14 protein-coding genes and 2 tRNA genes are annotated in these 24767 nt (G+C 38.6%); 10 read left to right on the top strand and 6 right to left on the bottom strand.

What is annotated here, in order from left to right; genetic code table 11:
- Window positions 1-338: 338 nt before the first annotated feature.
- A complete protein-coding gene (gltP, locus tag PR761_RS01635; protein ID WP_006815504.1) occupies window positions 339-1649 on the top strand; it encodes a glutamate/aspartate:proton symporter GltP in 1311 nt (436 codons plus the stop codon).
- Between the two features lie 448 nt (window positions 1650-2097).
- Window positions 2098-3606, top strand: coding sequence for a phosphoethanolamine transferase (locus PR761_RS01630; RefSeq protein ID WP_006815505.1), 1509 nt, complete (start codon window positions 2098-2100; stop codon window positions 3604-3606).
- A gap of 822 nt (window positions 3607-4428) precedes the next feature.
- Here the strand turns inward: PR761_RS01630 and PR761_RS01625 are convergent.
- Window positions 4429-4504, bottom strand: a tRNA-Thr gene (locus PR761_RS01625).
- A gap of 5 nt (window positions 4505-4509) precedes the next feature.
- Window positions 4510-4597: transfer RNA gene (locus PR761_RS01620), tRNA-Ser, on the bottom strand.
- Window positions 4598-4812: 215 nt separating this feature from the next.
- Here PR761_RS01620 and rcsD point away from each other — a divergent pair.
- Together rcsD and rcsB are read left to right on the top strand one after the other, a co-directional pair.
- Entirely contained in the window at window positions 4813-7512 is a 2700-nt protein-coding gene (gene rcsD / locus PR761_RS01615; protein WP_006815506.1) for a phosphotransferase RcsD, read from the top strand.
- A gap of 1 nt (window position 7513) precedes the next feature.
- Window positions 7514-8164, top strand: coding sequence for a response regulator transcription factor RcsB (gene rcsB / locus PR761_RS01610; protein WP_004259923.1), 651 nt, complete (start codon window positions 7514-7516; stop codon window positions 8162-8164).
- Window positions 8165-8231: 67 nt separating this feature from the next.
- Here the strand turns inward: rcsB and rcsC are convergent, their stop codons facing one another.
- Together rcsC and gyrA are read right to left on the bottom strand one after the other, a co-directional pair.
- A complete protein-coding gene (rcsC, locus tag PR761_RS01605) occupies window positions 8232-11084 on the bottom strand; it encodes a two-component system sensor histidine kinase RcsC (RefSeq protein ID WP_154611168.1) in 2853 nt (950 codons plus the stop codon).
- Window positions 11085-11232: 148 nt separating this feature from the next.
- Window positions 11233-13839, bottom strand: a complete 2607-nt coding sequence (gyrA, locus tag PR761_RS01600; RefSeq protein WP_039855351.1) for a DNA topoisomerase (ATP-hydrolyzing) subunit A — start codon at window positions 13837-13839, stop codon at window positions 11233-11235.
- 342 nt (window positions 13840-14181) lie between these two features.
- Between gyrA and ubiG the strand changes: the two genes are divergently transcribed.
- The 4 genes from ubiG (at window position 14182) to yfaE (ending at window position 18943) form a co-directional block, all read left to right on the top strand.
- Window positions 14182-14904: a bifunctional 2-polyprenyl-6-hydroxyphenol methylase/3-demethylubiquinol 3-O-methyltransferase UbiG gene (ubiG, locus tag PR761_RS01595; protein WP_039855353.1), complete on the top strand. Its 723-nt coding sequence runs from the start codon at window positions 14182-14184 to the stop codon at window positions 14902-14904.
- Between the two features lie 334 nt (window positions 14905-15238).
- Window positions 15239-17530 carry a class 1a ribonucleoside-diphosphate reductase subunit alpha gene (gene nrdA, locus PR761_RS01590; protein ID WP_006815510.1) on the top strand — a complete coding sequence of 764 codons (2292 nt, stop codon included), beginning with the start codon at window positions 15239-15241 and terminating at the stop codon, window positions 17528-17530.
- 11 nt (window positions 17531-17541) lie between these two features.
- Window positions 17542-18678, top strand: a complete 1137-nt coding sequence (nrdB, locus tag PR761_RS01585; protein ID WP_039855355.1) for a class Ia ribonucleoside-diphosphate reductase subunit beta — start codon at window positions 17542-17544, stop codon at window positions 18676-18678.
- A gap of 1 nt (window position 18679) precedes the next feature.
- A complete protein-coding gene (gene yfaE, locus PR761_RS01580; RefSeq protein ID WP_112836987.1) occupies window positions 18680-18943 on the top strand; it encodes a class I ribonucleotide reductase maintenance protein YfaE in 264 nt (87 codons plus the stop codon).
- A gap of 237 nt (window positions 18944-19180) precedes the next feature.
- On the opposite strand, the gene PR761_RS01575 is transcribed toward yfaE, so the two are convergent.
- A complete protein-coding gene (locus tag PR761_RS01575; RefSeq protein WP_006815514.1) occupies window positions 19181-20521 on the bottom strand; it encodes an anaerobic C4-dicarboxylate transporter in 1341 nt (446 codons plus the stop codon).
- A 501-nt stretch (window positions 20522-21022) separates the two neighbouring features.
- Here PR761_RS01575 and tyrP point away from each other — a divergent pair.
- A complete protein-coding gene (gene tyrP, locus PR761_RS01570) occupies window positions 21023-22171 on the top strand; it encodes a tyrosine transporter TyrP (protein ID WP_230083615.1) in 1149 nt (382 codons plus the stop codon).
- Window positions 22172-22422: 251 nt separating this feature from the next.
- On the opposite strand, the gene PR761_RS01565 is transcribed toward tyrP, so the two are convergent.
- The gene (locus PR761_RS01565) at window positions 22423-22965 is read right to left on the bottom strand and encodes a YfaZ family outer membrane protein (RefSeq protein WP_006815516.1); all 543 of its coding nucleotides are present in this window, start codon (window positions 22963-22965) and stop codon (window positions 22423-22425) included.
- A gap of 343 nt (window positions 22966-23308) precedes the next feature.
- Here PR761_RS01565 and PR761_RS01560 point away from each other — a divergent pair, with 343 nt between their 5' ends.
- Entirely contained in the window at window positions 23309-24751 is a 1443-nt protein-coding gene (locus tag PR761_RS01560; protein ID WP_197721682.1) for a catalase, read from the top strand.
- Window positions 24752-24767 lie beyond the last annotated feature (16 nt).

The raw sequence follows: 24767 nt of genomic DNA, 5'->3' as shown, positions 1-24767 counted from the left end.
ATCTGAATTCTTCCATTTATTTCGATAAATATTTTATTCTTAATATATAAAATCCTGTCTATTTTCACTTTCTTTAATAAATTATATTTAACCATCCTCCTGAGTAATTAACATCTTATTTTATTATCCTCACCGATACATAATAACTTACATATAGAAACAAAATGAAATAACACAGCGATATTAAATAACATTTTTTACATTTTATTATCAATAACCTTTGTAAATAACTCCATTTTCTCGAATAAATGATTGTGGTTTTTCCGAATATTAGTTATAAAAATGCCCATAACAAAAAATACAATGTTAAATATTATTAATATATTTGAGAATTAATCATGACACTAAACAACATCGTTCCAAAAAAAACATTTAAATTTGGCCTAGGATGGCAGATTCTAATCGCTCTCATTTTAGGGGTTATTGTCGGTGCTTTGCTGCATGAAAGTGCAGAATATAAAGATTGGCTAATCCTAAATATTTTATCTCCCGCAGGTAAAATTTTTATTCAATTAATCAAAATGATTGTTGTCCCGATTGTTATATCAACATTAATTGTCGGGATTGCAGGTGTGGGTAATACCAAGCAATTGGGAACATTGGGTTTTAAAACCATTGTTTACTTTGAGATCATAACGACAATAGCTATTATTGTGGGGATCTCTTTTGCTAATATCTTTGAACCTGGTGTCGGTATTGATATGTCTCAACTGACACAAGTTGATATTTCGCAATATGAAAAAACCACTCAAGAAGTTGCAAGTCATCCATCTGGCATTGTAAACACGCTATTATCTCTGGTTCCTAGCAATATATTTGCAGCAATGGCAAGTGGCGATATGCTTCCTGTTATTTTCTTCGCGGTATTATTCGGTTTGGGGCTATCTTCTCTACCTTTAGAAAAAAAACAACCTCTGCTGAATGTTCTACAAACTTTCTCAGAAACCATGTTCCGTGTGACAAATATGATTATGCTGTATGCGCCTGTTGGGGTATTCGCATTAATTTCGGTTACTGTCGCAAATTTTGGCTTTAGCTCATTAATCCCACTACTTAAATTAGTTATTTTGGTTCACTGTGCAATTATCTTCTTTGCTGTTGTTGTGCTGGGACTGGTCGCGCGTTATTGTAAAATCAATATTTTCACACTGATGAGAATACTGAAGGATGAATTATTATTAGCCTATTCCACAGCCAGCTCCGAAACAGTTTTACCGCGGATCATGGATAAGATGGAAAAGTATGGAGCTCCTAAATCAGTTACCAGCTTTGTAATCCCAATTGGTTATTCCTTTAACCTTGATGGCTCCACTCTCTATCAAAGTATCGCTGCCATTTTTATAGCTCAACTATACGGCATAGAGCTTTCTATTGGCCAAGAACTTATTCTGGTATTTACCCTAATGATTACTTCAAAAGGAATAGCTGGTGTACCAGGCGTATCTTTTGTTGTTCTTCTCGCCACGTTAGGTTCGGTTGGGATTCCATTGGAAGGTTTAGCCTTTATTGCGGGCGTGGACCGTATTCTAGATATGGCTCGTACTGCACTCAATGTTGTCGGTAACGCATTAGCCGCATTGGTTGTCGCTAAATGGGAGCATAACTATGATGTGACAAAGGCTCGTGAATATGAAAAGAGTTTAGGATAAATATTTAACCTTTGACTATTAATAGACAGCTTACCTATCATTAAATCTTAAAATCACCTTTCTTAATCATAGAAAGGTGATTTTAAATTATATTCATTAAAAGAGTTAATTTTCTAAAGTAATCATCTTCAATATTAAAGTACTTCGATACTAAAAATAGAAAGTGATTATGAATTAGTAATCATTAAAATATCAATTTTAGTGTATTTTGATAATCAAAAAGATATTGAATAAAAATAGTTTTTACTATTTGTTTTTTTTCATTTACCATTCATCAGCGCAAAAAAATCTCTGCAAACTCTATGCTATTTCTCTTATCGTTTGATGATTTTTAGTACGATAAAAACAGCAAGATTAGACGCTCTAATGGCAAGATTCTCTGTCTGAGGTCTGAGGATTCTTTATAAAATGGCTAAAATTCAACCATAGCTCCATCATAGATAATAATATGCTTAAATTAGTCAAGAACAAAACATCATTTAATACGTTAATTTTATTTTTATTTTTTACTGCCATTCATTATGCAATGGGGTATCACTTCAAAATTTTCTATGTTCTCGCGATGACTGGGCTACTTGTTGTCATTAGTCGCTTTACGATAACCTATAGAATTATTATTTTGTTCTACACAGTGATAGCTTCATTTTACTTACCCGTAGGTTTATTGTACGGCTATCCTGATTATAATATTTTTTCCTCTTTTTATTATACTGACAGTGAAGAAGCGAAAGGTTTCTTAACAAACATAAATTTAAAATATTATGCCCTATCGATTTTGTTATTTGCCTTTGGTGTCTTTGTCTCTCGGCTTAAATTTGAAATAGGTAAAAAAAGCCAATACGCATTTCTAACATTTTTCATTATTATTACAGCAATTTCGCCCATCAAAGCTATGTCGAGTGGAAGCTGGAGGCTACTTTTAACCTCAGGGCTCCCCGAGTTTCGTTTTTTCACTGAAAGTCTTTTCTATTTAGATTATTTAAATCAAGAAAAAAAATCTGTTGAAGGGGACGATACCTTCGTATCTCCAACAGTAAATCCAAAATACAATATTTATGTTGTTGTTATTGGTGAGAGTGCACGTAGAGATTTTATGCATAGCTACGGTTTTCCTCTTGAAAATACACCATTCATGGATAATGCTCCCGGCTATATTTTTAATAATTTTATCTCTGCAGCAGGATCAACAAATTTATCGTTATCCCATACGTTATCAATGTATCCAAAAATGCCTAATAATCTAATAACCTTAGCAAATAAAGCCGGTTTTAAAACATACTGGATATCAAGACAAGGAATTTTTGGTAGACATGATGGCCCAGTAGCTTCGATTGCCAAACGTGCCACTGAAAACCATTTCGTAGGGGGAAGCCAGCTAATAGATGATAATGTTATGTCCCAAGATGCACCGGTTATCCCTAAATTTATCGAATCTCTTAATCAGCCCGGTAAACATAAATTGATCGTTGTACACTTAATTGGAAGCCATTCCCCATTCTGTGAGCGCAGTTTTAATGCCTATGACCAATTTTATAAGAGCGATAAACTATCTTGCTATGTACAGACAATAAAGAATACTGATTTACTGCTTTCACAATTACAAAAAATCCTTGTAAAACAAAACACCTCATGGTCAATGCTCTATTTTTCCGATCATGGCTTATCATTTATTGATAATCAAGAAGACCTCATTCATGGAGATAAAAAGCGTCAAAACTTTGAAATCCCATTCTTTATAACCTCTTCTGATGCAACTCAACAGGAAGTTATTTCTGCTCGACGAAGTGCTTTTAGCTTCTTGAATCTCTTTGCTGAGTGGACGGGTATATCTGAAAAGCATATCAATACTTCATGCAAAATGATTTCCAATCAAGAATGTGATAATCAAAATACAGTTATTAATTTTGATAAAAATACAATGAACTTTGATCAGCTTGATCATGATGATATTCAATAGAAGAAATCAGCAATTTATTCATTGGGGTATATTGCTGGTTTTTATTGACTAAAAATAAGTATTTTTACTTGCTATAAGTTTATTTAAAAAAATATTATGTATTTTTTTAGCAAAATACTATTTCCCTGCTAATCTCAATATTACTCAACTTTTGCATTCCATATATTTAGGTTAGTTGCAATGAATCAGGTCAGACGTTTTCTATTGTTTCTCAAAGTTATTCAACATTTAATGGTTATCTTTTTATTTTCAATGTCATACTTTATGCTGCAAAACTGGCTTCAATAATAAAGGAAAATAAACTATAGGTAATCGTAATCTACTCGATACAAGTAGATATAGAATTCTTTTGTCTAATGATTGATAAATGTATTTTTTAGTATTAAAAATTCAATATTGAGCTATAAAAACCAAATAAAGGAAATTTTAAAGATAAATTATCCTAAATTAAATTATCTCTGTTCTGCTTTATATTTTATATAAAGCACCATTATTATCCTGCACTACGCTAATTCTCATTGGCTCATATACTTTGCAATAACAATTAGTACCTATCATACACCCCGTAATCAGGTTTTTCCCCTCTCATAACTGCTCGTTGTTGCTCATGAACCGCTTCCCTATCCACTCTTTTTTGTTCAGATGAGCGAGAATCTTTATGTGTCTTTGGCCATGCAGACTTATTTGGCTCATATGTAGGCGTGAATGAGCATCCTGTAATAATAGATAAACAAAGTAGTGATATGATTAATTTCATTATTTTTCTAAGCATGAGTAAAAAGAAAAAACCCGTTGCATCTTTCGATGTAACGGGTTCTTATTTGGTGCCGGCTACCGGAGTCGAACTGGTGACCTACTGATTACAAGTCAGTTGCTCTACCAACTGAGCTAAGCCGGCTAATTTGGCGGAGAGATAGAGATTCGAACTCTAGGATGGTTACCCATCGGCGGTTTTCAAGACCGCTGCCTTCGACCGCTCGGCCATCTCTCCATGGGGCGCGATTATGGAGGAATCGCAGGGGCTTGTCTACCCCTGAAAGTAAAAAAATTGCATTTTTTTGTTCATTTGACTAATCTTCACTCAATTGTTCTCTATTTCCCTAAAAAAATGCTAATATCGAGGAGAAATCAGTATTTGCCCGCTGTCTAGGTGTATGATTTTTAATCTAATTAATTCAATTTGCCCGTGGGACTGCGAAGGACTGTATGTACAAACAATCACTATTAAAATCAAATACGCTTTCTCGCATCTTTATTGCGTTTGTTATTCTGCTGGTCGCCACTTTATTCTTATCTTTGTACAACTTTTATCATGCGTGGATGCAAGGTCATCAAACTGCGGTCAATACGCTGGCGAACCGTCTTGCTTATCAAATAGAAGACTACCGTTATCAAGCCAGTCAGATATATAAATTAGCAAATGATAAAAGTGCCCCCGACTCAATGAACGACATCACTGTGACTGAAGTCCGTAATGACATGTATTGGCTAAGTAGCGCCAATCAAACTATTGACTCAGTGGTTTTTGGAATCAATAAGCCGAGTAGTAAAGTGTTAGCATCTAAGCTTGCTAACTATATGGAAATTGTGTGGGGAGCTCGTAACGAGTTTAACTCCATGTATTATTTAAATGGTCAAGATAATACATTAGTGCTGGTCACGACCCATTCTATTTTAAAACCGGAACTACGCTATAAAGAAAGCTATTTAACTCTCACTGCCGAAGACAAGCGTGCTGACATGATTTCTCAATCCACCTTACTGGATCGCCGTGAAATTATCTCTAATGTACAAAAAAATAGCGCTGACAATGTCTACTATTATACTTATCGTTTAGTGTTCAACTCACCGGGGCGACTCAGCAGTGTAATTTCTTTTGATATTTCAGTTAATTCTATTCTGCCATTTACGCTGCAAGGGAATGATGTTTCGCTATCTCAGCGCGCAAATAACTCGACAAATAATGAATCTAGTATGTCCTTAGTGGGAACCAGCGTCGTGTTATCTAAACCTGTTGAAGGAACTAATTACCAAGTTCAATACAATATATCGCTGAGAAATATCATATTCGGTGTGGTCAGCTATAACTTATGGTTGATTGTTTGTATATTCGCAGTGGCATTTTTAGCGATGTTAACGACTGTATTCATCCGTAAGCGCGTGATCTCACCTAATGCGACTATGTTGAATGAGTTAAGATTTAAAGACACACTCAATAACGATATTATTAGCCATATTTCTTACGGAATCCTAGTGTATGACTTTTATACCAACAAGAAAATATTGAGTAATAGCATTGCTAACCAGTTATTTCCATCAATGGACTTAAATCACATCAAGGAAATGGCAACTGAGCACAATGATATTATCCAAGTATCTATTGAAAATAATGTTTATGAGATCATTTTAGTTAATAGTGCAGCCACTGAGAATATCATTCTCTTTATCATTATTGATAAAGATAAAGAGCTTTTGACACAGAAGCGCCAAGAGATGGCAAATCGTGAGTACCAGCGAAATATCCAACTAAGAAAAATCGCATTTGAAAATATTTGCAGTGAGATCTTACCGGCAATCACTCATATTGATCACTCATTCACTTTACTTGCCGATTCCGAACACATCAAAGACAAAGCATCACTCATTGAGATTCAAAATCAGTTCTTCTATATTCATAATTGGTTTAAAAATATTGAATTAATTAATCAGCTCGAAGCTCAGCAGGTAGATTGGAAACAAGAAAAATTCTCTATTAGCCACCTTATTAGCCAGTTTATTAAGCAAAATTTAATACATTTAGGAAGCAAGGGGCTAGGGTTTTACTTTTATAATCGCGTTCACCCTGACTTTTTAATTGAAAGTAGCCCATCCCATTTACGTACACTATTTCAATTAGTCTGGGATTACGCCATTGAAACAACCGCCTTTGGTAAAATTGTTGTTTCTATTGACTACGATGAAGAAAAACATGAAGTTGAAATCAATATTAAAGACAGCGGTATTGGTTTAACCCCTATCGAGTTAAATAACCTACAAAGCCCATTTACTGGACAAATTTTACATACTTCAGTATTTAAACGTTCAGGAATGACTTTTTATCTCTGCAAATTGTTAACTCAAAAAATGCATGGCTCATTTTCGATAAAATCTAGCGAAACCATTGGGACACATTATCAAATCTTGTTGCCTGCATTGATGGATCAGCAAACCAATGAATATCCAGCCCTGCTAGAGGATATTTATATCCGGCTTAATATTCATAATGCAGATAGTGCCCGCATAGTAAAACGAGTCCTAAGTAACTATGGTGCGGAATATCTTGATATACATGAAAGTTCGCCTCATGGAGATTGGGATCTATTACTGACAGACAATGATGAAATTGATTTTAATAACATAATTAAAATTAATGGTAATTTACGTGGGATCCATAAAACTAAGCCAAATTACATCGAGGTTAACTATAACTTTGCAGATGAATTAATTGATGCAATCTCTTTGTTGATAGAAAATTCCGAGCTCGTAGAAGATAACCCTGCATCTCAAGAGATTTTGATGCAGAAAAAACTTATCGAACCGCTTGAAACTAATCATTCAATAGATGAAATTCTTTATAGCTATCATTTAATTCTGTCAAAGAGTGATTATAAAGATTTGTTTATCACAACAGTACCGATAGATATTAATAAACTGTATAATAGTGAAAGTGTTGCGAATTTAACCGAATTAAAAAACACTGCACATCGACTAAAGGGAGTTTTTGCTATGCTTGAATTCGAATATCTTCATCAACTCTGTGAGGATCTAGAACGTTTCATAGCAGATGAAAACGGACTTGAAATAAAAAATTGCATTAGAGAACTGGATGTCTCAGTAAAAAGACTAATGCCAGAAGGTAACCAATAATATGAATAACCTAAATGTCATTGTTGCCGATGATCATCCTATTGTTCTTTTCGGTATTAGAAAGTCGCTTGAACAAATCGAATGGGTGAATATCGTTGGTGAATTTGAAGATTCTACTTCTTTAATTAATAACTTAGCGCGTTTAAATGCTGACGTGCTAGTTACTGATTTGTCTATGCCCGGCGATAAATACGGTGATGGAATTACGTTAATCAAATACATTAAACGCCATTACCCTGACCTTTCTATTATTGTTCTTACCATGAACAATAATCCTGCAATTTTAAGCGCAATTCTTGAGCTCGATATTGAAGGTATCGTTCTGAAACAAGGTGCTCCAGCAGATTTACCAAAAGCACTTGCCGCGTTACAAAAAGGAAAAAAATTCACGCCTGAAAGCGTCAGTAAACTGCTTGAAAAAGTGAATGCAAGTGGTTATGGCGATAAACGTTTATCACCAAAAGAGAGTGAAGTACTGCGTTTATTTGCAGAAGGTTTTTTAGTGACCGAAATCGCGAAAAAACTCAATCGCAGTATTAAAACAATTAGTAGCCAGAAAAAATCTGCGATGCTAAAACTCGGTGTTGAAAATGATATTGCACTGCTTAACTACCTTTCCTCAGTGAGCATTGATAACTCGCCTAGCGAATAAGTTCGTTTTTTTAGATATTCAAATAAAAACCCGAAATCGGGTTTTTATTTTTTTGAATCTATTGGATCTATGCGTTGGGCTTTACGTATTTAACCAACGCCTCTCGAAGTACTCTAATCGACGTTGGTTTAGAGAGACAATCATTCATTCCCGCATCCAGACAACGTTGTTTTTCTTCTGCCATTGCATTCGCTGTCAACGCAACAATAGGCTGGCTAAAACCAGTTTTTCGTAATGCCCCTGAAAGTTGATAACCATCCATATTTGGCATATTCACATCCGACAGAACAATATCTACTTGATGATGCTCCAAATATTTTAGGGCATCTAATCCATCCACCGCGGTTCCCGTACTGAACCCTATACTCGTTAGTTGCTCAACCAGTAACATTCTATTAATTGGGTGGTCATCAACAATGAGAATTTTAAATTCATTTAGCGCTATATCAGTCTCTTGTTTATTCTCATCATTGAATAGCTCTTTTGAATTTTGGGCGACTTTAACAATGATTTTATCAATCAGCATCGGTAATTTGTCTAGCTGATAAGTATTGTAACTCCAATCATTAGGTTGAATTTCAATCAATTCACCCGTATACAAATCAAGTAAACGAATGAGATTTTCTCCCGCAATAGCAACCTCATGTTGATGGTCGGTAATCACTAAATCAACATGTTCGTTGTCTTCAATATGTTGGCTCTCAACCACATTAAAATGGTGGTGTTTCAGTAATCTAATCAAAAAATTCATTAAGAATGTATTTTGACAAGTCACTGCAATACGATAATTTTTTCGATATTCAGGTATAACCTGTTCTAGATATTTTTGTCCGTATAAAGGAATTCGAATCGTAAAGGTACTTCCAAGACCAGCTTGTGAGTTAACCGCAATATCACCATCCATCAAGTTAATCAGTTTTTCACAAATAGCTAAACCGAGTCCTGTACCTTTATGACCATTATTTTGGTCATAAACTTGAAAGAACGGATCAAATAGCTGCATGACTACCGCAGGCGTCATCCCTATCCCAGAATCTTTAATTTCTATTTTAAGGTAATTACTATCCTTCCATACGTGCAACATAACAAAACCAGAGTCAGTAAATTTAATGCTGTTATTCACGATATTAGAGATCACTTGTTGAAGTCGAACAGCATCACTTAGCATTAGATCGGGAATATTAGGTTCAACATAAGAATAGAGTGAAATATGTTTCTTACTTGCTAAAGGAACGTAATTTGCCAAAACAAAAGCAAAAACATCTCGACAATTGAATGATTTATTTTCTATTTTTAGCTGTTCGGATTCAATTTTCGAAAAATCGAGAATATCACTAATAATTTGTAGCAATAATGACGATGAGTTGTCCATTGTAGAAACAAGCCTCACCGCTTTATCTGATAAGTCATAGCGTTGTAATAACTCAATATTACCGATGATCCCATACAATGGTGTTCTTAGTTCATGACTAACTGTAGCTAAGAACATAGATTTTGCTTGGTTCGCTTGTTCCGCGGCATCAGCGACATCCTGCAAAGATTTCTCCATTTGTACACGTATGCTGATATCAATCAGCACACAAATAGCGACATCTTCATTTTGGTAACGAGAGTTCACGAAACTAATTTGTAAGTGTGTTCCGCTGGTTGTCACAACATCAATATAGTTACTAGATTTTTGACGAATAATACTGAGTATTCGCTGTTTATCTTCATCATTCAGCAATCGAAAATAGTTATGAGCCAACTCATTACTAAGAATATTCCCACCATCACTAAGTCTTAAAATAATGATCCCTACAGGAGCGGATGCCACAATTTTGTGGTTAAACTGCTCATGTTCTTCGAGACGAATTGCCGTATTTTCTGCTGGCTCCAACATTTTTCTTTCTAATAACCAAATAAGAAAGAAAATGAGTCCGCCAGAGAAAACATTAAGAAATATTGCATAAAATATTGAATTTTTTATGTTTTCAATGAGATGGGATGTTGATATAGAATAAATCACAGTGAGCTGAGAAGGCACTAAACGTTTTTTAAAGAATAGTTTTGTATAATCAGAATTAAAACCAAAATAATTTTGCTCACTCGCCACTAATAATGGAGAGGCTTTAATATTCGCATCAGATGAACTAAATAGGATCGGTTGGTTCGATGAGTTCACGATCATAATATCGACCGCTTTATTATTACGCAAATTAAACTGGTTTAAATTAATGGCTCTCTCAACACCAATAAAACCGACCAATAGATTTCTACTATAGATTGGCATCAAAACATAAATTTGACCATTATCAGACTGAGCGCCATGCGCAATGGCATATAAATTATGCTCTTGCCCCTGCATCTTGAATGCTTTATAAGAGCGCGTCGTCTCATATGCAATTCGTTTTAAACCTTCAAGATCAGTCACTGCAGAGCGTGTTGGGTAATCCATCATGCATTGGCTAATTGTTCCTGTAATGAACACGTGATTAAGCCCTTGAGGAGCACCAATACTGTCTTTCCAAAAGTAGTTTAATTGCTCAAAAGCTGCTAAATAATTTTTAGTATTTTTTTTGAAACTTTCACAATCAGCAGTAGGTATCAGGGGATAAAGGTTATACGACGTTGATGTAGGCATCGAGATTGATTCAGGTTGTACATCTATTTTCTGCTGATACTCTTCATACTTTACCTTTTGCTGCTCTGTCATTGAATGGATCAGACGCAACGTAGTACTGGTTTGCTGGATGTAGGTTTGTAGATTATCGTAACCGGAATGGAATTGTTGGCGTAAATCAGATTTGCTTTCGTTAAACTGCATATAGAGAAAGAATAGCGTGATAAATAACCCCATTCCCCATAACATTAAGCCGAGGACACGAAAAAGATCTCGAGATAGTCTAAGGGATGTTTTAAACGAGGGTAAGTATCTCAATCTGTTACCTGCAAGTACAGTCTCACTGACACTGAGTATACTCGATTAATTAAATGAAAAGCGATAAACAATAAATTATAGATATTTTATCTAGTGTAAATATAGAAAAACGGGCGGAAAACCGCCCGTAAAACAAAGTATTAAATAACTATTCTTCGTTATTTGTCTCGTTGTCAACGTTTACATCATCAGCATCTTCTTGATCGTTGCTGTCATTGTCATCGTCTTCAGTTTCCGCAACACGCTGCAAGCCAACCACTTTTTCATCTTCGGCTGTTCTAATCAAGGTAACACCTTGAGTATTACGCCCGACAACACTAACTTCAGAAACACGGGTACGTACTAGTGTTCCAGCATCAGTAATCATCATGATTTGGTCAGTATCTTCAACTTGAATTGCCCCTACCACGTGACCATTACGCTCACTGACTTTGATAGAGATAACCCCTTGAGTTGCACGAGATTTTGTTGGGTATTCTGCTTCTTCTGTACGCTTACCATAGCCATTTTCAGTGACGGTCAAAATATGGCCTTCCCCACGAGGAATAATTAAGGAGACAACTTTATCGTCATCCATTAATTTAATACCACGTACGCCGGTCGCAGTACGACCCATGGCACGAACAGCGTCTTCAGCAAAACGAACCACTTTACCTTGAGCAGAGAACAACATGACTTCATTGCTACCATTGGTCAAATCAACACCAATCAGTTCATCACCCTCATTTAAGTTAACCGCGATAATCCCGGCACTTCTTGGGCGGCTGAAATCTTGCAGAGGTGTTTTCTTAACTGTACCACTAGCGGTAGCCATAAATACATAGTAGCCCTCTTCGTATTCACGAACAGGTAAGATTGCGGTGATACGCTCGTCTTGTTCTAAAGGTAATAAGTTAACAATTGGACGACCACGAGCCCCACGGCTAGCTTCCGGCAATTGATAGACTTTCATCCAATACAAACGACCACGACTCGAGAAGCACAGAATAGTGTCATGAGTGTTGGCGACCAATAGACGCTCAATAAAGTCTTCTTCTTTAATACGTGCTGCTGACTTACCTTTACCACCACGGCGCTGTGCTTCGTAATCAGACAGAGGCTGATACTTCACATAACCTTGGTGAGAAAGCGTCACAACCACATCTTCTTGGTTGATCAGATCTTCAATATTAATGTCAGCTGTATTTTCAGTAATCTCCGTACGACGAGCGTCGTTATAGACATTACGAATCGCTTCTAATTCTTCACGAATAACTTCCATCAAACGATCAGGGCTACGTAAAATAAACAGTAACTCTTCAATTTGCTTCAGAAGGTCACGGTATTCTTCAAGCAGTTTTTCATGCTCAAGACCCGTTAGTTTTTGTAAACGTAAATCCAAAATTGCTTGCGCTTGCTGCTCAGTCAGGAAATATTCTCCATTATGAACACCATATTGTGGCTCTAACCATTCTGGACGCGCAGCATCATCGCCCGCACGTTCCAGCATTGCTGCCACAGTACCCAGCGCCCAAGAACGCGAAATTAAACCAGCTTTAGCTTCTGCAGGTGTTGGCGCTTTACGAATCAGCTCGATAATTGGGTCGATATTTGCCAGCGCAACGGCCAATGCTTCAAGGATATGAGCACGGTCACGGGCTTTGCGTAATTCAAAAATAGTACGGCGCGTAACAACTTCACGACGATGGCGAACAAACGCTGCGATAATATCTTTCAGATTCAGAATTTTTGGTTGGCCTTGATGTAAAGCCACCATGTTGATACCAAAAGAAACTTGCAGTTGAGTCAGTGAATACAAGTTATTCAGGACAACTTCACCCACCGCATCACGTTTTATTTCAATCACAATACGCATACCGTCTTTATCAGACTCGTCACGTAATGCACTGATACCTTCAACGCGTTTTTCTTTAACTAATTCAGCAATTTTTTCAATCAAGCGAGCTTTGTTCACCTGATATGGAATTTCACTGACGATGATGGTTTCGCGACCATTTTTCTCATCGACTTCGACTTCAGCACGGGCACGGATATATACCTTTCCGCGACCAGTACGATAAGCATCAATAATACCACGACGTCCATTGATGATAGCGGCAGTCGGGAAATCAGGTCCCGGAATGTGCTCCATCAAGCCTTCGATGCTAATGTCTTCATCTTCTATATAGGCTAAGCAACCATTAATCACTTCACCTAAGTTGTGAGGAGGAATATTGGTTGCCATCCCGACAGCGATACCCGAAGAACCATTGACCAAAAGGTTAGGAATTCGTGTTGGCATTACTGCAGGAATTTGCTCTGTACCATCATAGTTAGGCACAAAGTCTACGGTTTCTTTTTCTAGGTCAGCCAGCATTTCATGGGCAATTTTCGCCATACGAATTTCCGTATAACGCATTGCAGCTGCGGAGTCTCCGTCAACTGAACCAAAGTTCCCCTGACCATCTACCAGCATGTAACGCATAGAGAAAGGCTGTGCGAGACGAACAATCGTCTCATAAACAGCGCTGTCGCCATGTGGATGGTATTTACCGATGACGTCCCCGACGATACGGGCAGACTTTTTATAGGGTTTATTCCAATCATTTCCCAGTACATTCATCGCGAATAACACTCGGCGGTGTACTGGCTTCAGTCCATCTCGAACATCTGGAAGAGCACGGCCGACGATAACGGACATTGCATAATCCAAATATGAGCTTTTCAGCTCTTCTTCGATATTGACTGGGGTGATTTCTCTGGCAATCTCGCTCATGGAACCACTGTCCCTCATAACTTCAGATTCAAAGAGTAAACTATACCACAACTCCCCTACTTAATTAAGAGATAAGAGAAGTGAGTATTTGTCTTTCAAGCTATGTATAATAGCGGAAAAATGAGTTTATGTGTCCGATACTTGTAGAATAATCAAGTAATAGTCTCGAAAAGATTCTATGATTGGTCACAATCGCAGTAAATTAACTTACGGGCAGCTATCGCTCCATTACTAATACCTCTCTATATCATCTGTAACGTGTATGAACACGAGCAATTAAATATAGTTCATCGGGTAAAATTTGGTAATGCGGGGATAGATATCGATATAGGAGCTCCTGACATGAACGATACCCAAGACCAAACGTATTTAAACGTCGATAAACAAGAGATTGAAAAATTTGAATCGATCGCGTCGCGTTGGTGGGATCTTGAAGGTGAATTTGCACCATTACATCGTATCAATCCGCTGCGCTTGGGTTATATCATGCAACGCGTAGAAGGTATTTTCGGCAAGAAAATCCTCGATGTCGGTTGCGGTGGTGGAATTTTATCTGAAAGCATGGCAAGAGAAGGCGCAGAAGTCACAGGTTTAGATATGGGGGCCGACCCTCTAATGGTTGCCCGCTTACATTCGCTAGAATCAGGCATTCCAGTAGAATATGTCCAAGAAACAGTGGAACAACACGCAGATAAATATCCTCAAACCTACGATATTGTGACCTGTATGGAAATGTTAGAACACGTTCCAGACCCACAATCCGTGGTGAGAGCGTGTGCCAAATTAGTGAAACCCGGTGGTCACGTTATTTTTTCTACTATTAATCGAAACAAAAAAGCCTGGTTAATGGCGGTAGTCGGTGCGGAATATGTCATGAAGATGGTTCCTAAAGGCACTCATGATGCGAAAAAATTTATCCGCCCATCAGAACTAATTGGTTGGGTAGACAGAACACCATTAAAAGATAAACATATCATAGGGTTACATTACAATCCTATCACAGATAAATTTTGGTTAGGTCCAAACGTAGATGTAAACTATATGCTGCATACCATCAGCGAATAAATAGCAAGCGGTACGTTTAAGAAAGCAGCAAACGATCTCAACTTTACAAAATAATTTTGACCAGTATGTCGGTAACGCAATTTTTAGTAACTCCTCTTCTCATGCAGCTTACCGACATGATCAATTTTCTTATCCAACCTGTTATCCACAAGATCCATCAAATTTGTACACTTGATAAAATCGCATATTAACATTATCTTGTTATTGTATTCTTAATAAACTACTACATATAGTGGTAATCCTAGAATTGACATACAAGTCTCATGATCCTACATCATGAGCTTTTTTACGTTTAGGGTCTGCTATTTGTAATCCAACCAAGGTGTACTTGCTCATGAACCAGAGTCTGTTAGTCACAAAACGTGATGGACATAAAGAACGCATTGACCTCGACAAAATCCATAAAGTGATTGCTTGGGCGGCGGAAGGTCTTAATAACGTATCAGTATCTCTCGTAGAGTTACGTTCTCAGATTCAGTTTTATGATGGGATCAGAACCTCTGATATCCACGAAACCATGATCAAAGCCGCTGCTGACTTAATTACTGGCGATACTCCTGATTATCAGTATCTTGCTGCGCGTCTCGCGATTTTTAACCTACGCAAAAAAGCCTATGGTCAGTTTGAGCCACCAAAATTATACACACATGTAAAACGCCTTGTTGAAATGGGCAAGTATGATAAGCATTTGCTGGAAGACTACTCAGAAGCAGATTTCGAGCAAATGGATGGTTTTATTGACCATTGGCGTGATATGAATTTTTCCTATGCCGCGGTTAAACAGCTTGAAGGAAAATATTTAGTTCAAAACCGTGTTACCGGTGAAATCTACGAAAGCGCACAATTTTTATATATTCTGGTTGCGGCTTGCCTATTCTCTCATTATCCAAAAGAGACTCGTTTAGATTATATCCGTCGTTTCTATGATGCGGTTTCTACTTTTAAAATTTCACTACCAACGCCAATTATGGCGGGGGTACGTACACCAACTCGTCAATTCAGTTCTTGTGTACTAATTGAGTGTGGTGACAGTTTAGATTCTATCAATGCGACCTCTAGCGCGATTGTGAAATACGTATCTCAACGTGCAGGGATTGGTGTAAATGCCGGTCGTATTCGTGCACTGGGTAGCCCAATCCGTGGTGGTGAAGCATTCCACACGGGCTGTATTCCATTCTATAAACATTTCCAAACCGCGGTAAAATCTTGCTCTCAAGGCGGTGTCCGTGGTGGTGCAGCGACCCTATTTTACCCAATTTGGCACTTAGAAGTTGAAAGCTTGCTGGTTCTGAAAAACAACCGAGGTGTTGAAGGTAACCGTGTACGTCATATGGACTACGGTGTACAACTCAACAAACTGATGTATGAACGACTGATCAAAAACCAAGATATCACCCTATTCAGCCCATCTGATGTCCCAGGTTTGTATGATGCTTTCTTTGCAGATCAAGACGAGTTTGAACGCCTATATGTTCAGTATGAGCAAGATGAAAACATTCGTAAATCCAGCGTTAAAGCGGTTGAGCTGTTCTCATTAATGATGCAAGAACGTGCATCGACAGGTCGTATTTATATTCAGAACGTTGACCACTGTAATACACACAGCCCATTTGATCCGCAGGTTGCCCCTGTTCGTCAATCTAACCTGTGTTTAGAAATCGCACTACCAACTAAGCCATTGAATAACATCAATGATGAAGAAGGTGAAATTGCACTGTGTACACTTTCGGCCTTTAACTTAGGGGCGATTAACAGCTTAGATGAGTTAGAAGAGCTAGCGGTTCTCGCAGTTCGTGCGTTAGATGCACTGCTCGATTATCAAGACTACCCAATCCCAGCGGCGCAAAAAGGCTCGATGGGTCGTCGTACTCTTGGTGTGGGTGTGATCAACTACGCCTATTACTTAGCAAAACACGGTGTACGTTACTCTGACGGTAGCGCAAATAATCTTACCCATAAAACATTTGAAGCTATCCAATATTACTTATTGAAAGCCTCTAATGAGTTAGCGAAAGAGCAAGGCGCATGCCCGTGGTTCAATGAAACCACTTATGCACAAGGCGTATTACCTATCGACACTTACAAACGTGAGCTCGATAAATTAACTGACGAACCACTGCATTATGATTGGGAAACTCTGCGTAAAGAGATCCAACAATACGGCCTGCGCAATTCTACGCTATCGGCTTTAATGCCTTCAGAGACTTCGTCTCAGATTTCGAATGCGACCAATGGTATCGAACCACCTCGTGGCTACGTCAGCATTAAAGCATCCAAAGATGGTATCTTGCGCCAAGTGGTTCCTGATTATGAAAATTTAAAAGGTGCTTATGAGTTGTTATGGCAGATGCCATCGAATAACGGCTATTTGCAACTCGTTGGGATCATGCAGAAATTTATCGATCAGTCGATCTCTGCCAATACAAATTATGACCCAACGCGTTTCCCAAGTGGCAAAGTACCAATGAATCAATTACTAAAAGATTTATTGCTCGCCTATAAGTTTGGTGTCAAAACACTTTACTACCACAATACTCGCGATGGCGCGGAAGATGTTCAGGGTGACCTGGAAGAAGTTGTTGAGTCTGCTGATTCCGATTGTGAAGGCGGCGCGTGTAAAATTTAATAGGGATGGTTATGTCACATACATACACTATTTTTTCTCAAAAAAAGAATGACCAATTACAGGAGCCGATGTTTTTCGGCCAACCTGTTAACGTGGCGCGTTTTGATCAGCAAAAGTATCCTATTTTTGAAAAACTGATTGAAAAGCAACTTTCATTTTTCTGGCGTCCAGAAGAAGTTGACGTGTCTCGCGACCGTATCGACTACAACGCTCTGCCAGATCATGAAAAACATATTTTCATTAGTAACCTGAAATACCAAACGCTGCTTGATTCTATTCAAGGCCGCAGCCCTAACGTGGCATTCTTGCCACTGATTTCAATCCCTGAGCTAGAAACTTGGGTTGAAACTTGGTCATTCTCAGAAACTATCCATTCGCGATCGTATACGCATATTATTCGTAATATCGTGAATGATCCGGCGATTATCTTTGACGATATCGTTGAAAATGAAGAAATTCTGAAGCGTGCAAAAGATATTTCTGCGTACTATGACAAACTGATTGAAATGACAAACTATTACCATATGTTTGGTGAAGGGACGCATACTTTTGGTGGCAAACAAATCGTTGTTTCATTGCGCGAATTGAAAAAACAACTTTACCTGTGCTTAATGAGTGTCAATGCACTTGAAGCCATCCGTTTCTATGTCAGTTTTGCATGCTCCTTTGCATTCGCTGAACGTGAGTTAATGGAAGGTAACGCCAAAATTATCAAGCTGATTGCACGCGATGAAGCGCTACATTTAACGGGCACTCAACATATGTTGAATCTGCTACGTTCAGGTCAAGACGACCCTGAAATGGCAGAAATTGCTGCTGAATGTGAAGAGCAATGTTATCAACTCTTCGTTGATGCTGCTGAGCAAGAAAAAGAGTGGGCTGAATACCTATTCAGTGAAGGCTCAATGATTGGTCTAAACAAAGAAATTCTATGCCAATATGTGGAATATATCACCAATATCCGCATGCAAGCGGTAGGTCTGAAACTGCCATTTGAAGCACGTTCAAATCCAATTCCATGGATCAATGCATGGTTAGTATCGGATAACGTCCAAGTGGCACCACAAGAAGTGGAAGTTAGCTCTTATTTAGTCGGTCAGATTGACGCTGAAGTTAACACCGATGACTTGAGTGATTTCGAACTGTAATATGGCTAGTCATAAAATCACCCTGCGTCTTACGCAGGGTGTGCAAGTCCCCTACCACACAGAAGTTCATTCCAGCTTATTGGAAGCGCTAGAAGATAGCCGCGTTGCTGTCGAGTATCAATGCCGTGAAGGGTATTGTGGCTCGTGTCGCGTAACATTATTAAAGGGAAAGGTTGGATACAAACAGAAGCCTTTAGCCTATGTTCAAGAGGGTGAGATCTTACCCTGTTGCTGCCATCCGCTTTCCGATATTGAAATCGAGTAGCGGCGCGAGTCATACTGTATATCTAACAATAAAAAGCGATTGCTTTGATGACTCGAGCAATCGCTTTTTGCTTATAAACTTTTTGCTTATAAACTTTTTGCTTATAAAATAATGCCCTAAATAATTCGAGTTGCAGGTAGGCAGCAAACGAAGATAGTCGGGGAGCATACACAAGTATGTGACCCGACTAGCTAAGAGCAGCTAACACCCCTGTACCTTGAAGTATGACGGGTATTTTTATAAATAACCGTACAACGCAGCAAACACCCAACCAAACACACAGGATACACCCACTCCAATTAAGCCTGGCAGGATAAAGCTATGGTTGATAACAAACTTACCAATGCGCGTGGTTCCTGAACGGTCAAACTGAATTGCAGCAAGATCACTCGGGTAAGTCGGCAGAATATAGTAACCATAACAAGCAGGCGCAGATGCAATAATATAAGCAGGATCAACACCAATACCCAGTGCGATTGGTACTACCGCCGCTAAAGCCGCCGCCTGTGAGTTCACAAATTTAGATACTAACAGTAAAACAACCGCATAAGCCCAAGGGAAATCCTTCACCAAAGTCCCTAACGTTCCTTTGATTTCATCCATATGAGCACCGAACATGGTTTCTGCCATCCATGCGATACCGTATACCGCAACAATAGCTATCATCCCTGAACGGAAAACTTCGTTTTTAGAAATCTGTCCTGGATTGGTTTTACAGATAATAATAATCAGCGCACCCGCTAATAACATAAACATCTGAATCACCAAGACCATAGACAACGGCTTACCGTTAATTAATGGTCTTAACTCAGAGAATGCACCAAGCAAAGCAACAACAACAATGGATGCTAAAAAGATCCACATTGCCACCCAGTTAATTTTAGGCAGCTTTTTATCCAGTAGCGTAACCGTCTCACCATAAACATAATCATGGTTTTCTGGAACAGAAATAAACTCTTGGAATACTGGGTCCTTATCGAGATCTTTACCTCTAAACCAACTGAAAATACCAATGGCTAAGATACCAAGTAATGTCGATGGAATAGTAATTGCCAGAAGATCTAAGAACTCCAGAGATTTACCATTGATTGAAACCCCATTAAGCATCGCAACTAATGACACAACAGCTACGGATACTGGGCTAGCAATAATCCCCATCTGCGCACCAATACTACTCGCCGCCATTGGTCTTTCTGGACGAATATTATTCTTGATTGCGGCATCATAGATAATTGGCAAAATGGTGTACACCACATGCCCGGTACCACACAAAATGGTTAAGATACAGGTTACGAAAGGTGCCACAATAGAAATGTATTTTGGGTTTTTACGCAGTAAACGTTCTGCAATTTGTAGCATAACGTCTAAACCGCCTGATGCTTGTAACGTTGCTGATGCTGCAACAACAGCGATGATAACAAGCATAACATCAACAGGCGGTTTTCCCGGCGGTATACCAAACCCGAAAACGAGGATCACCAGACCCACACCACCTAACAGCCCGAGTGCCATCCCCCCTTTCCTTGCTCCGTAGAACAAGCAAACGAGAATAATGGCGAGTTGAATAATAAAATCCATAAAACCATCCTTTAATTATATATTTATATGTTTCCTACATTATCTAGATGGTCTTAATATATTAATTTGATTTATATTAATTAAAACATTAATATTTTTTTATTTTTTTACACAACTTTAAATCCACATCACAATAATTTACCTTAGTTACTGCTACCCTGTGAAATTAATTGCTTTTTTGCAATAAAATCATATAAATACACCATATATTTTAACATTTCCCCTCATTAAATTTCACTTACCATTTTATTATCAAACTCAATTTATGTTCAATTTCACGATATTTCATCAATATGGGATCATTTAAACATTAGGGAAATTATTAACTAAAATAGACTGTAATCTATTATTTACAGCACCTGTAATTAAGATTTGACAGAATAATCTCAATCGCATAACCTGCTCAAATTATTAATAACTCGAATTCAATCAGAGGAATTTGTGAAGAATCGTACCCTTGGCAGTATTTTGATCGTTGCGGGAACAACAATTGGTGCAGGGATGTTGGCTATGCCACTAGCTGCTGCTGGTGTAGGTTTTACTGCTATTGTCTGTTTATTAGTTGGCTTATGGATGCTAATGAGTTACACCTCATTGCTGCTAGTCGAGGTTTATCAGCATAACCCTGCAAACATGGGGCTTGGTACTGTCGCCAAAAAATATTTAGGTCCTGTTGGGCAAGTTGTCACTGGCTTAAGTATGTTGCTCCTAATGTATGCACTGACAACAGCATATATCGGTGGTGCCGGCGTACTTATCTCTGATAGCTTATCGTCTTGGTGGGGTGTTACTGTTTCCACTGAAACTGCCATTGTTATGTTCACTATAGTCGGTGGCGCAATTGTCTGTGTAGGGACTCACTCTGTCGACTTTATCAACCGTATCCTCTTTACCGCTAAAACTATTTTTTTAGTGATCATGCTTGCCGTCATGATGCCCCATGCCGAGGCGGTTAACTTAAGCACTCTGCCACTAGAAAAAGGTCTTATATTAGCCGCCGTTCCTGTTATTTTTACCTCTTTTGGCTTCCATGGCAGTGTTCCGAGCTTAGTGAATTATATGAATGGTGATGTACGTAAGTTACGTATCATTTTCATTACAGGTAGTGCAATCCCCCTTGTCGCTTATATTTTATGGCAGATTGCAACGTTAGGGGCTATCCCATCAGAGACCTTTATGGGAATTCTAGCTCAATCATCGGGATTAAATGGTTTGCTCATCGCTATTCGAGATGTGGTTGCAACACCAAGAGTCAATATGGCGGTTGCTCTATTCATGGATTTAGCCTTAGCGACTTCTTTCTTAGGCGTTGCCCTAGGGTTATTTGACTATCTTGCTGACTTATTTAAGCGTAGTAATAATTTTATTGGTCGATCTCAAACTACATTACTGACATTTGTACCACCATTACTCGCCGCACTATTCTTCAGCAGCTTTGTACAGGCTTTAACTTATGCCGCTGTAGCATTATCTGTCTTAGCATTAATCATGCCAGCACTGTTAACGATGCGAGTACGTAAGTTAGAAGCTCCCGGTATTTACCGCGTCAAAGGCGGCACTCCAATCCTAAGCTTAGTTCTGCTGTGTGGTATCGCGGTCATCGCCATCCAGTTCTCGATTGTAGCCGGCTTCCTACCTAACGTAGGTTAATCCTCACCACAATTTCACGCATAAAAAAACACCCCAATATGGGGTGTTTTTGTTTTGACGTGTTTTTTTCTATTTTTGAAAAATACATTTCCGCCATTTTTCAAAACATAACGAGCACTAGCGTTATTCTCTAAATAGTTTGAATTGTGGCTAGGCGGCAAACGAGGATATCTTGGGGAGCATACATGAGTATGTGACCCGAGTAGCCGAGTGCGGTCAACAACGCCACAAATCAAAATATGACGAGAATATTAGAATGAGAGGCCGGCGCCCACATACCACCCATCTGCAAGTTTCTCATTACGATCATCATGAGCACCTTTCATCTCAATTAAGCGGTAACCCGCATCAACTGACAGTGGCTTGAAGACCGTAAAACGCGCACCTGCTTTCGCTTCGGTATAAGATTTGCTGCCAGAAGTCAGTGATTCCGGTGCACCATACGCTTCACCGTATAAATTTAATGATGGCAGGACTTGCCAGCTTAAACCACCACCTAATGCTGCCGCCGCGCCATCATTACCATCTTTAGGCGACAAATATAATGCTTTCCCTCCAACATAGGCGTTGAAAGGACCTAAAGGTAGTCCAAATGTGGCACCTAAACTTCCTAGTTGACCATTATGATCACTACGAGCCCATGAACCATTAAATGCTAAACCAGAACCTTGTGTACCAAAACCACCATTCAGCTCAGTAAAATGTTCACCAGCAGTAAAATCAGCAGAAATTGCCTGCGCTGCACCCATATAGAATGCAGAAGTTGCCGCAACAAGTAATAGAACTTTGCGCATTGTTATATCCTTTGTTATTTGAATTAAAACTATCAGGGTGATGGTACGTGATTTAGCGCATCGACTCAGTATTTTTTGCTTAAATTTACGTTAACGGTAGTTTACAAAGCACGATAAGTGTAATTTCACCCTATTTTCATATAGTAAGATAAAAAATGCATTTTTTCTTACTCTACATTGTCTCCAAACGATTGCAGTAATTGGCGACTCTGATTAGATTATTAATTACATGCTCATTATACTAGTCACCAAGCTTATTATAGAAACGAAGTCATATTTTACAAATATTCAGCTAATTAGTTATTTTTTAGTAGTTTATAACTCTAAATATTCTGGGAGTATTATGATGAAGAAAAAAGGTCTAACTACCGCGTTTGGCGCCCCTGTTGCAGACAATAACAACGTAATGACGGCGGGTAAACGTGGTCCAATGTTGCTGCAAGACGTTTGGTTTTTAGAAAAACTGGCACATTTTGATCGTGAAGTTATCCCTGAACGCCGTATGCATGCTAAAGGTTCCGGTGCTTTTGGTACATTCACAGTAACCCACGATATAACCCGTTATACTCGTGCAAAACTGTTCAGTGAAATTGGCAAAAAAACTGACTTATTTGTTCGTTTCTCTACCGTTGCAGGCGAACGCGGTGCTGCGGATGCAGAACGCGATATTCGTGGTTTTGCCATGAAATTTTATACTGAGGAAGGCAACTGGGACATGGTGGGTAACAATACCCCAGTATTCTATCTGCGCGACCCATTAAAATTCCCTGACTTAAACCACGTTGTAAAACGCTGTCCTTATACAAATATGCGTAGTGCAGCATATAAGTGGGATTTTTTCTCGCACTTACCCGAAGCTTTGCACCAATTAACTATTGACGTCAGCGATCGTGGCTTACCAAAAAGCTACCGCTTTATGCATGGATTTGGTAGCCATACCTACAGCTTTATCAATGCCAACAACGAGCGTTTCTGGGTTAAATTCCACTTCCGCAGCCAACAAGGTATTAAAAACTTGATGGATGACGAAGCTCAAGAGCTGATTGGTAAGGATCGTGAAAGCTCACAACGCGATCTCTTTGAAGCCATTGAAAAAGGTGACTATCCTCGTTGGAATCTTCAAATTCAGATTATGCCGGAAAAAGAAGCATCTACTGTTCCTTATAATCCGTTTGATTTAACTAAAGTTTGGCCACACAAAGATTACCCATTAATCGATGTTGGATATTTTGAATTGAATCGCAATCCAGCAAACTATTTCTCTGATGTTGAACAAGCTGCATTTGCGCCTACAAATATCGTACCGGGTATTGGTTTCTCCCCAGACAAAATGCTGCAAGGTCGCTTATTCTCTTATGGTGATACCCAGCGTTACCGCTTAGGTGTTAATCACTATCAAATCCCTGTCAATGCGCCACGCTGTCCATTCCATAATTACCATCGTGATGGTGCAATGCGAGTTGACGGGAACAGTAGTAATACCGTCACTTATGAGCCGAACAGTGCGGGAATGTTCCAAGAGCAGCCAGACTACAGCGAACCGCCATTATCCCTAGAAGGTGCCGCTGATCATTGGAATCATCGTGAAGATGAAGATTACTTCAGCCAGCCTAGGGCGCTGTATGAGTTGTTAGATGATGCAGAACATCAGCGTATGTTCCAACGTTTAGCAGGCGAGTTAATTGAAGCATCAGAAGAAACTCAGAAACGTCAAATTGAGTTATTCAAGAAAGTACACCCTGAATACGGTGCTGGGGTTGAAAAAGCATTAAACGCACTAAAATAAATCTATTATTTTAATT

Origin of the sequence: Providencia sp. PROV210, assembly GCF_028479445.1 — a bacterium.
GTDB lineage: Bacteria > Pseudomonadota > Gammaproteobacteria > Enterobacterales > Enterobacteriaceae > Providencia > Providencia rustigianii.
This window is presented reverse-complemented; position numbering and strand designations above follow the sequence as displayed.

Bases quoted from the DNA above. Each gene is read 5' to 3' on its own strand.
- ubiG (WP_039855353.1), top strand. From the start codon at position 14,182: ATGAACGATACCCAAGACCAAACGTATTTAAACGTCGATAAACAAGAG.
- tyrP (WP_230083615.1), top strand. From the start codon at position 21,023: ATGTTGGCTATGCCACTAGCTGCTGCTGGTGTAGGTTTTACTGCTATT.
- rcsD (WP_006815506.1), top strand. From the start codon at position 4,813: ATGTACAAACAATCACTATTAAAATCAAATACGCTTTCTCGCATCTTT.
- nrdB (WP_039855355.1), top strand. From the start codon at position 17,542: ATGTCACATACATACACTATTTTTTCTCAAAAAAAGAATGACCAATTA.
- nrdA (WP_006815510.1), top strand. From the start codon at position 15,239: ATGAACCAGAGTCTGTTAGTCACAAAACGTGATGGACATAAAGAACGC.
- gyrA (WP_039855351.1), bottom strand. From the start codon at position 13,839: ATGAGCGAGATTGCCAGAGAAATCACCCCAGTCAATATCGAAGAAGAG.
- gltP (WP_006815504.1), top strand. From the start codon at position 339: ATGACACTAAACAACATCGTTCCAAAAAAAACATTTAAATTTGGCCTA.
- PR761_RS01575 (WP_006815514.1), bottom strand. From the start codon at position 20,521: ATGGATTTTATTATTCAACTCGCCATTATTCTCGTTTGCTTGTTCTAC.
- PR761_RS01560 (WP_197721682.1), top strand. From the start codon at position 23,309: ATGATGAAGAAAAAAGGTCTAACTACCGCGTTTGGCGCCCCTGTTGCA.
- yfaE (WP_112836987.1), top strand. From the start codon at position 18,680: ATGGCTAGTCATAAAATCACCCTGCGTCTTACGCAGGGTGTGCAAGTC.
- PR761_RS01630 (WP_006815505.1), top strand. From the start codon at position 2,098: ATGCTTAAATTAGTCAAGAACAAAACATCATTTAATACGTTAATTTTA.
- PR761_RS01565 (WP_006815516.1), bottom strand. From the start codon at position 22,965: ATGCGCAAAGTTCTATTACTTGTTGCGGCAACTTCTGCATTCTATATG.
- rcsB (WP_004259923.1), top strand. From the start codon at position 7,514: ATGAATAACCTAAATGTCATTGTTGCCGATGATCATCCTATTGTTCTT.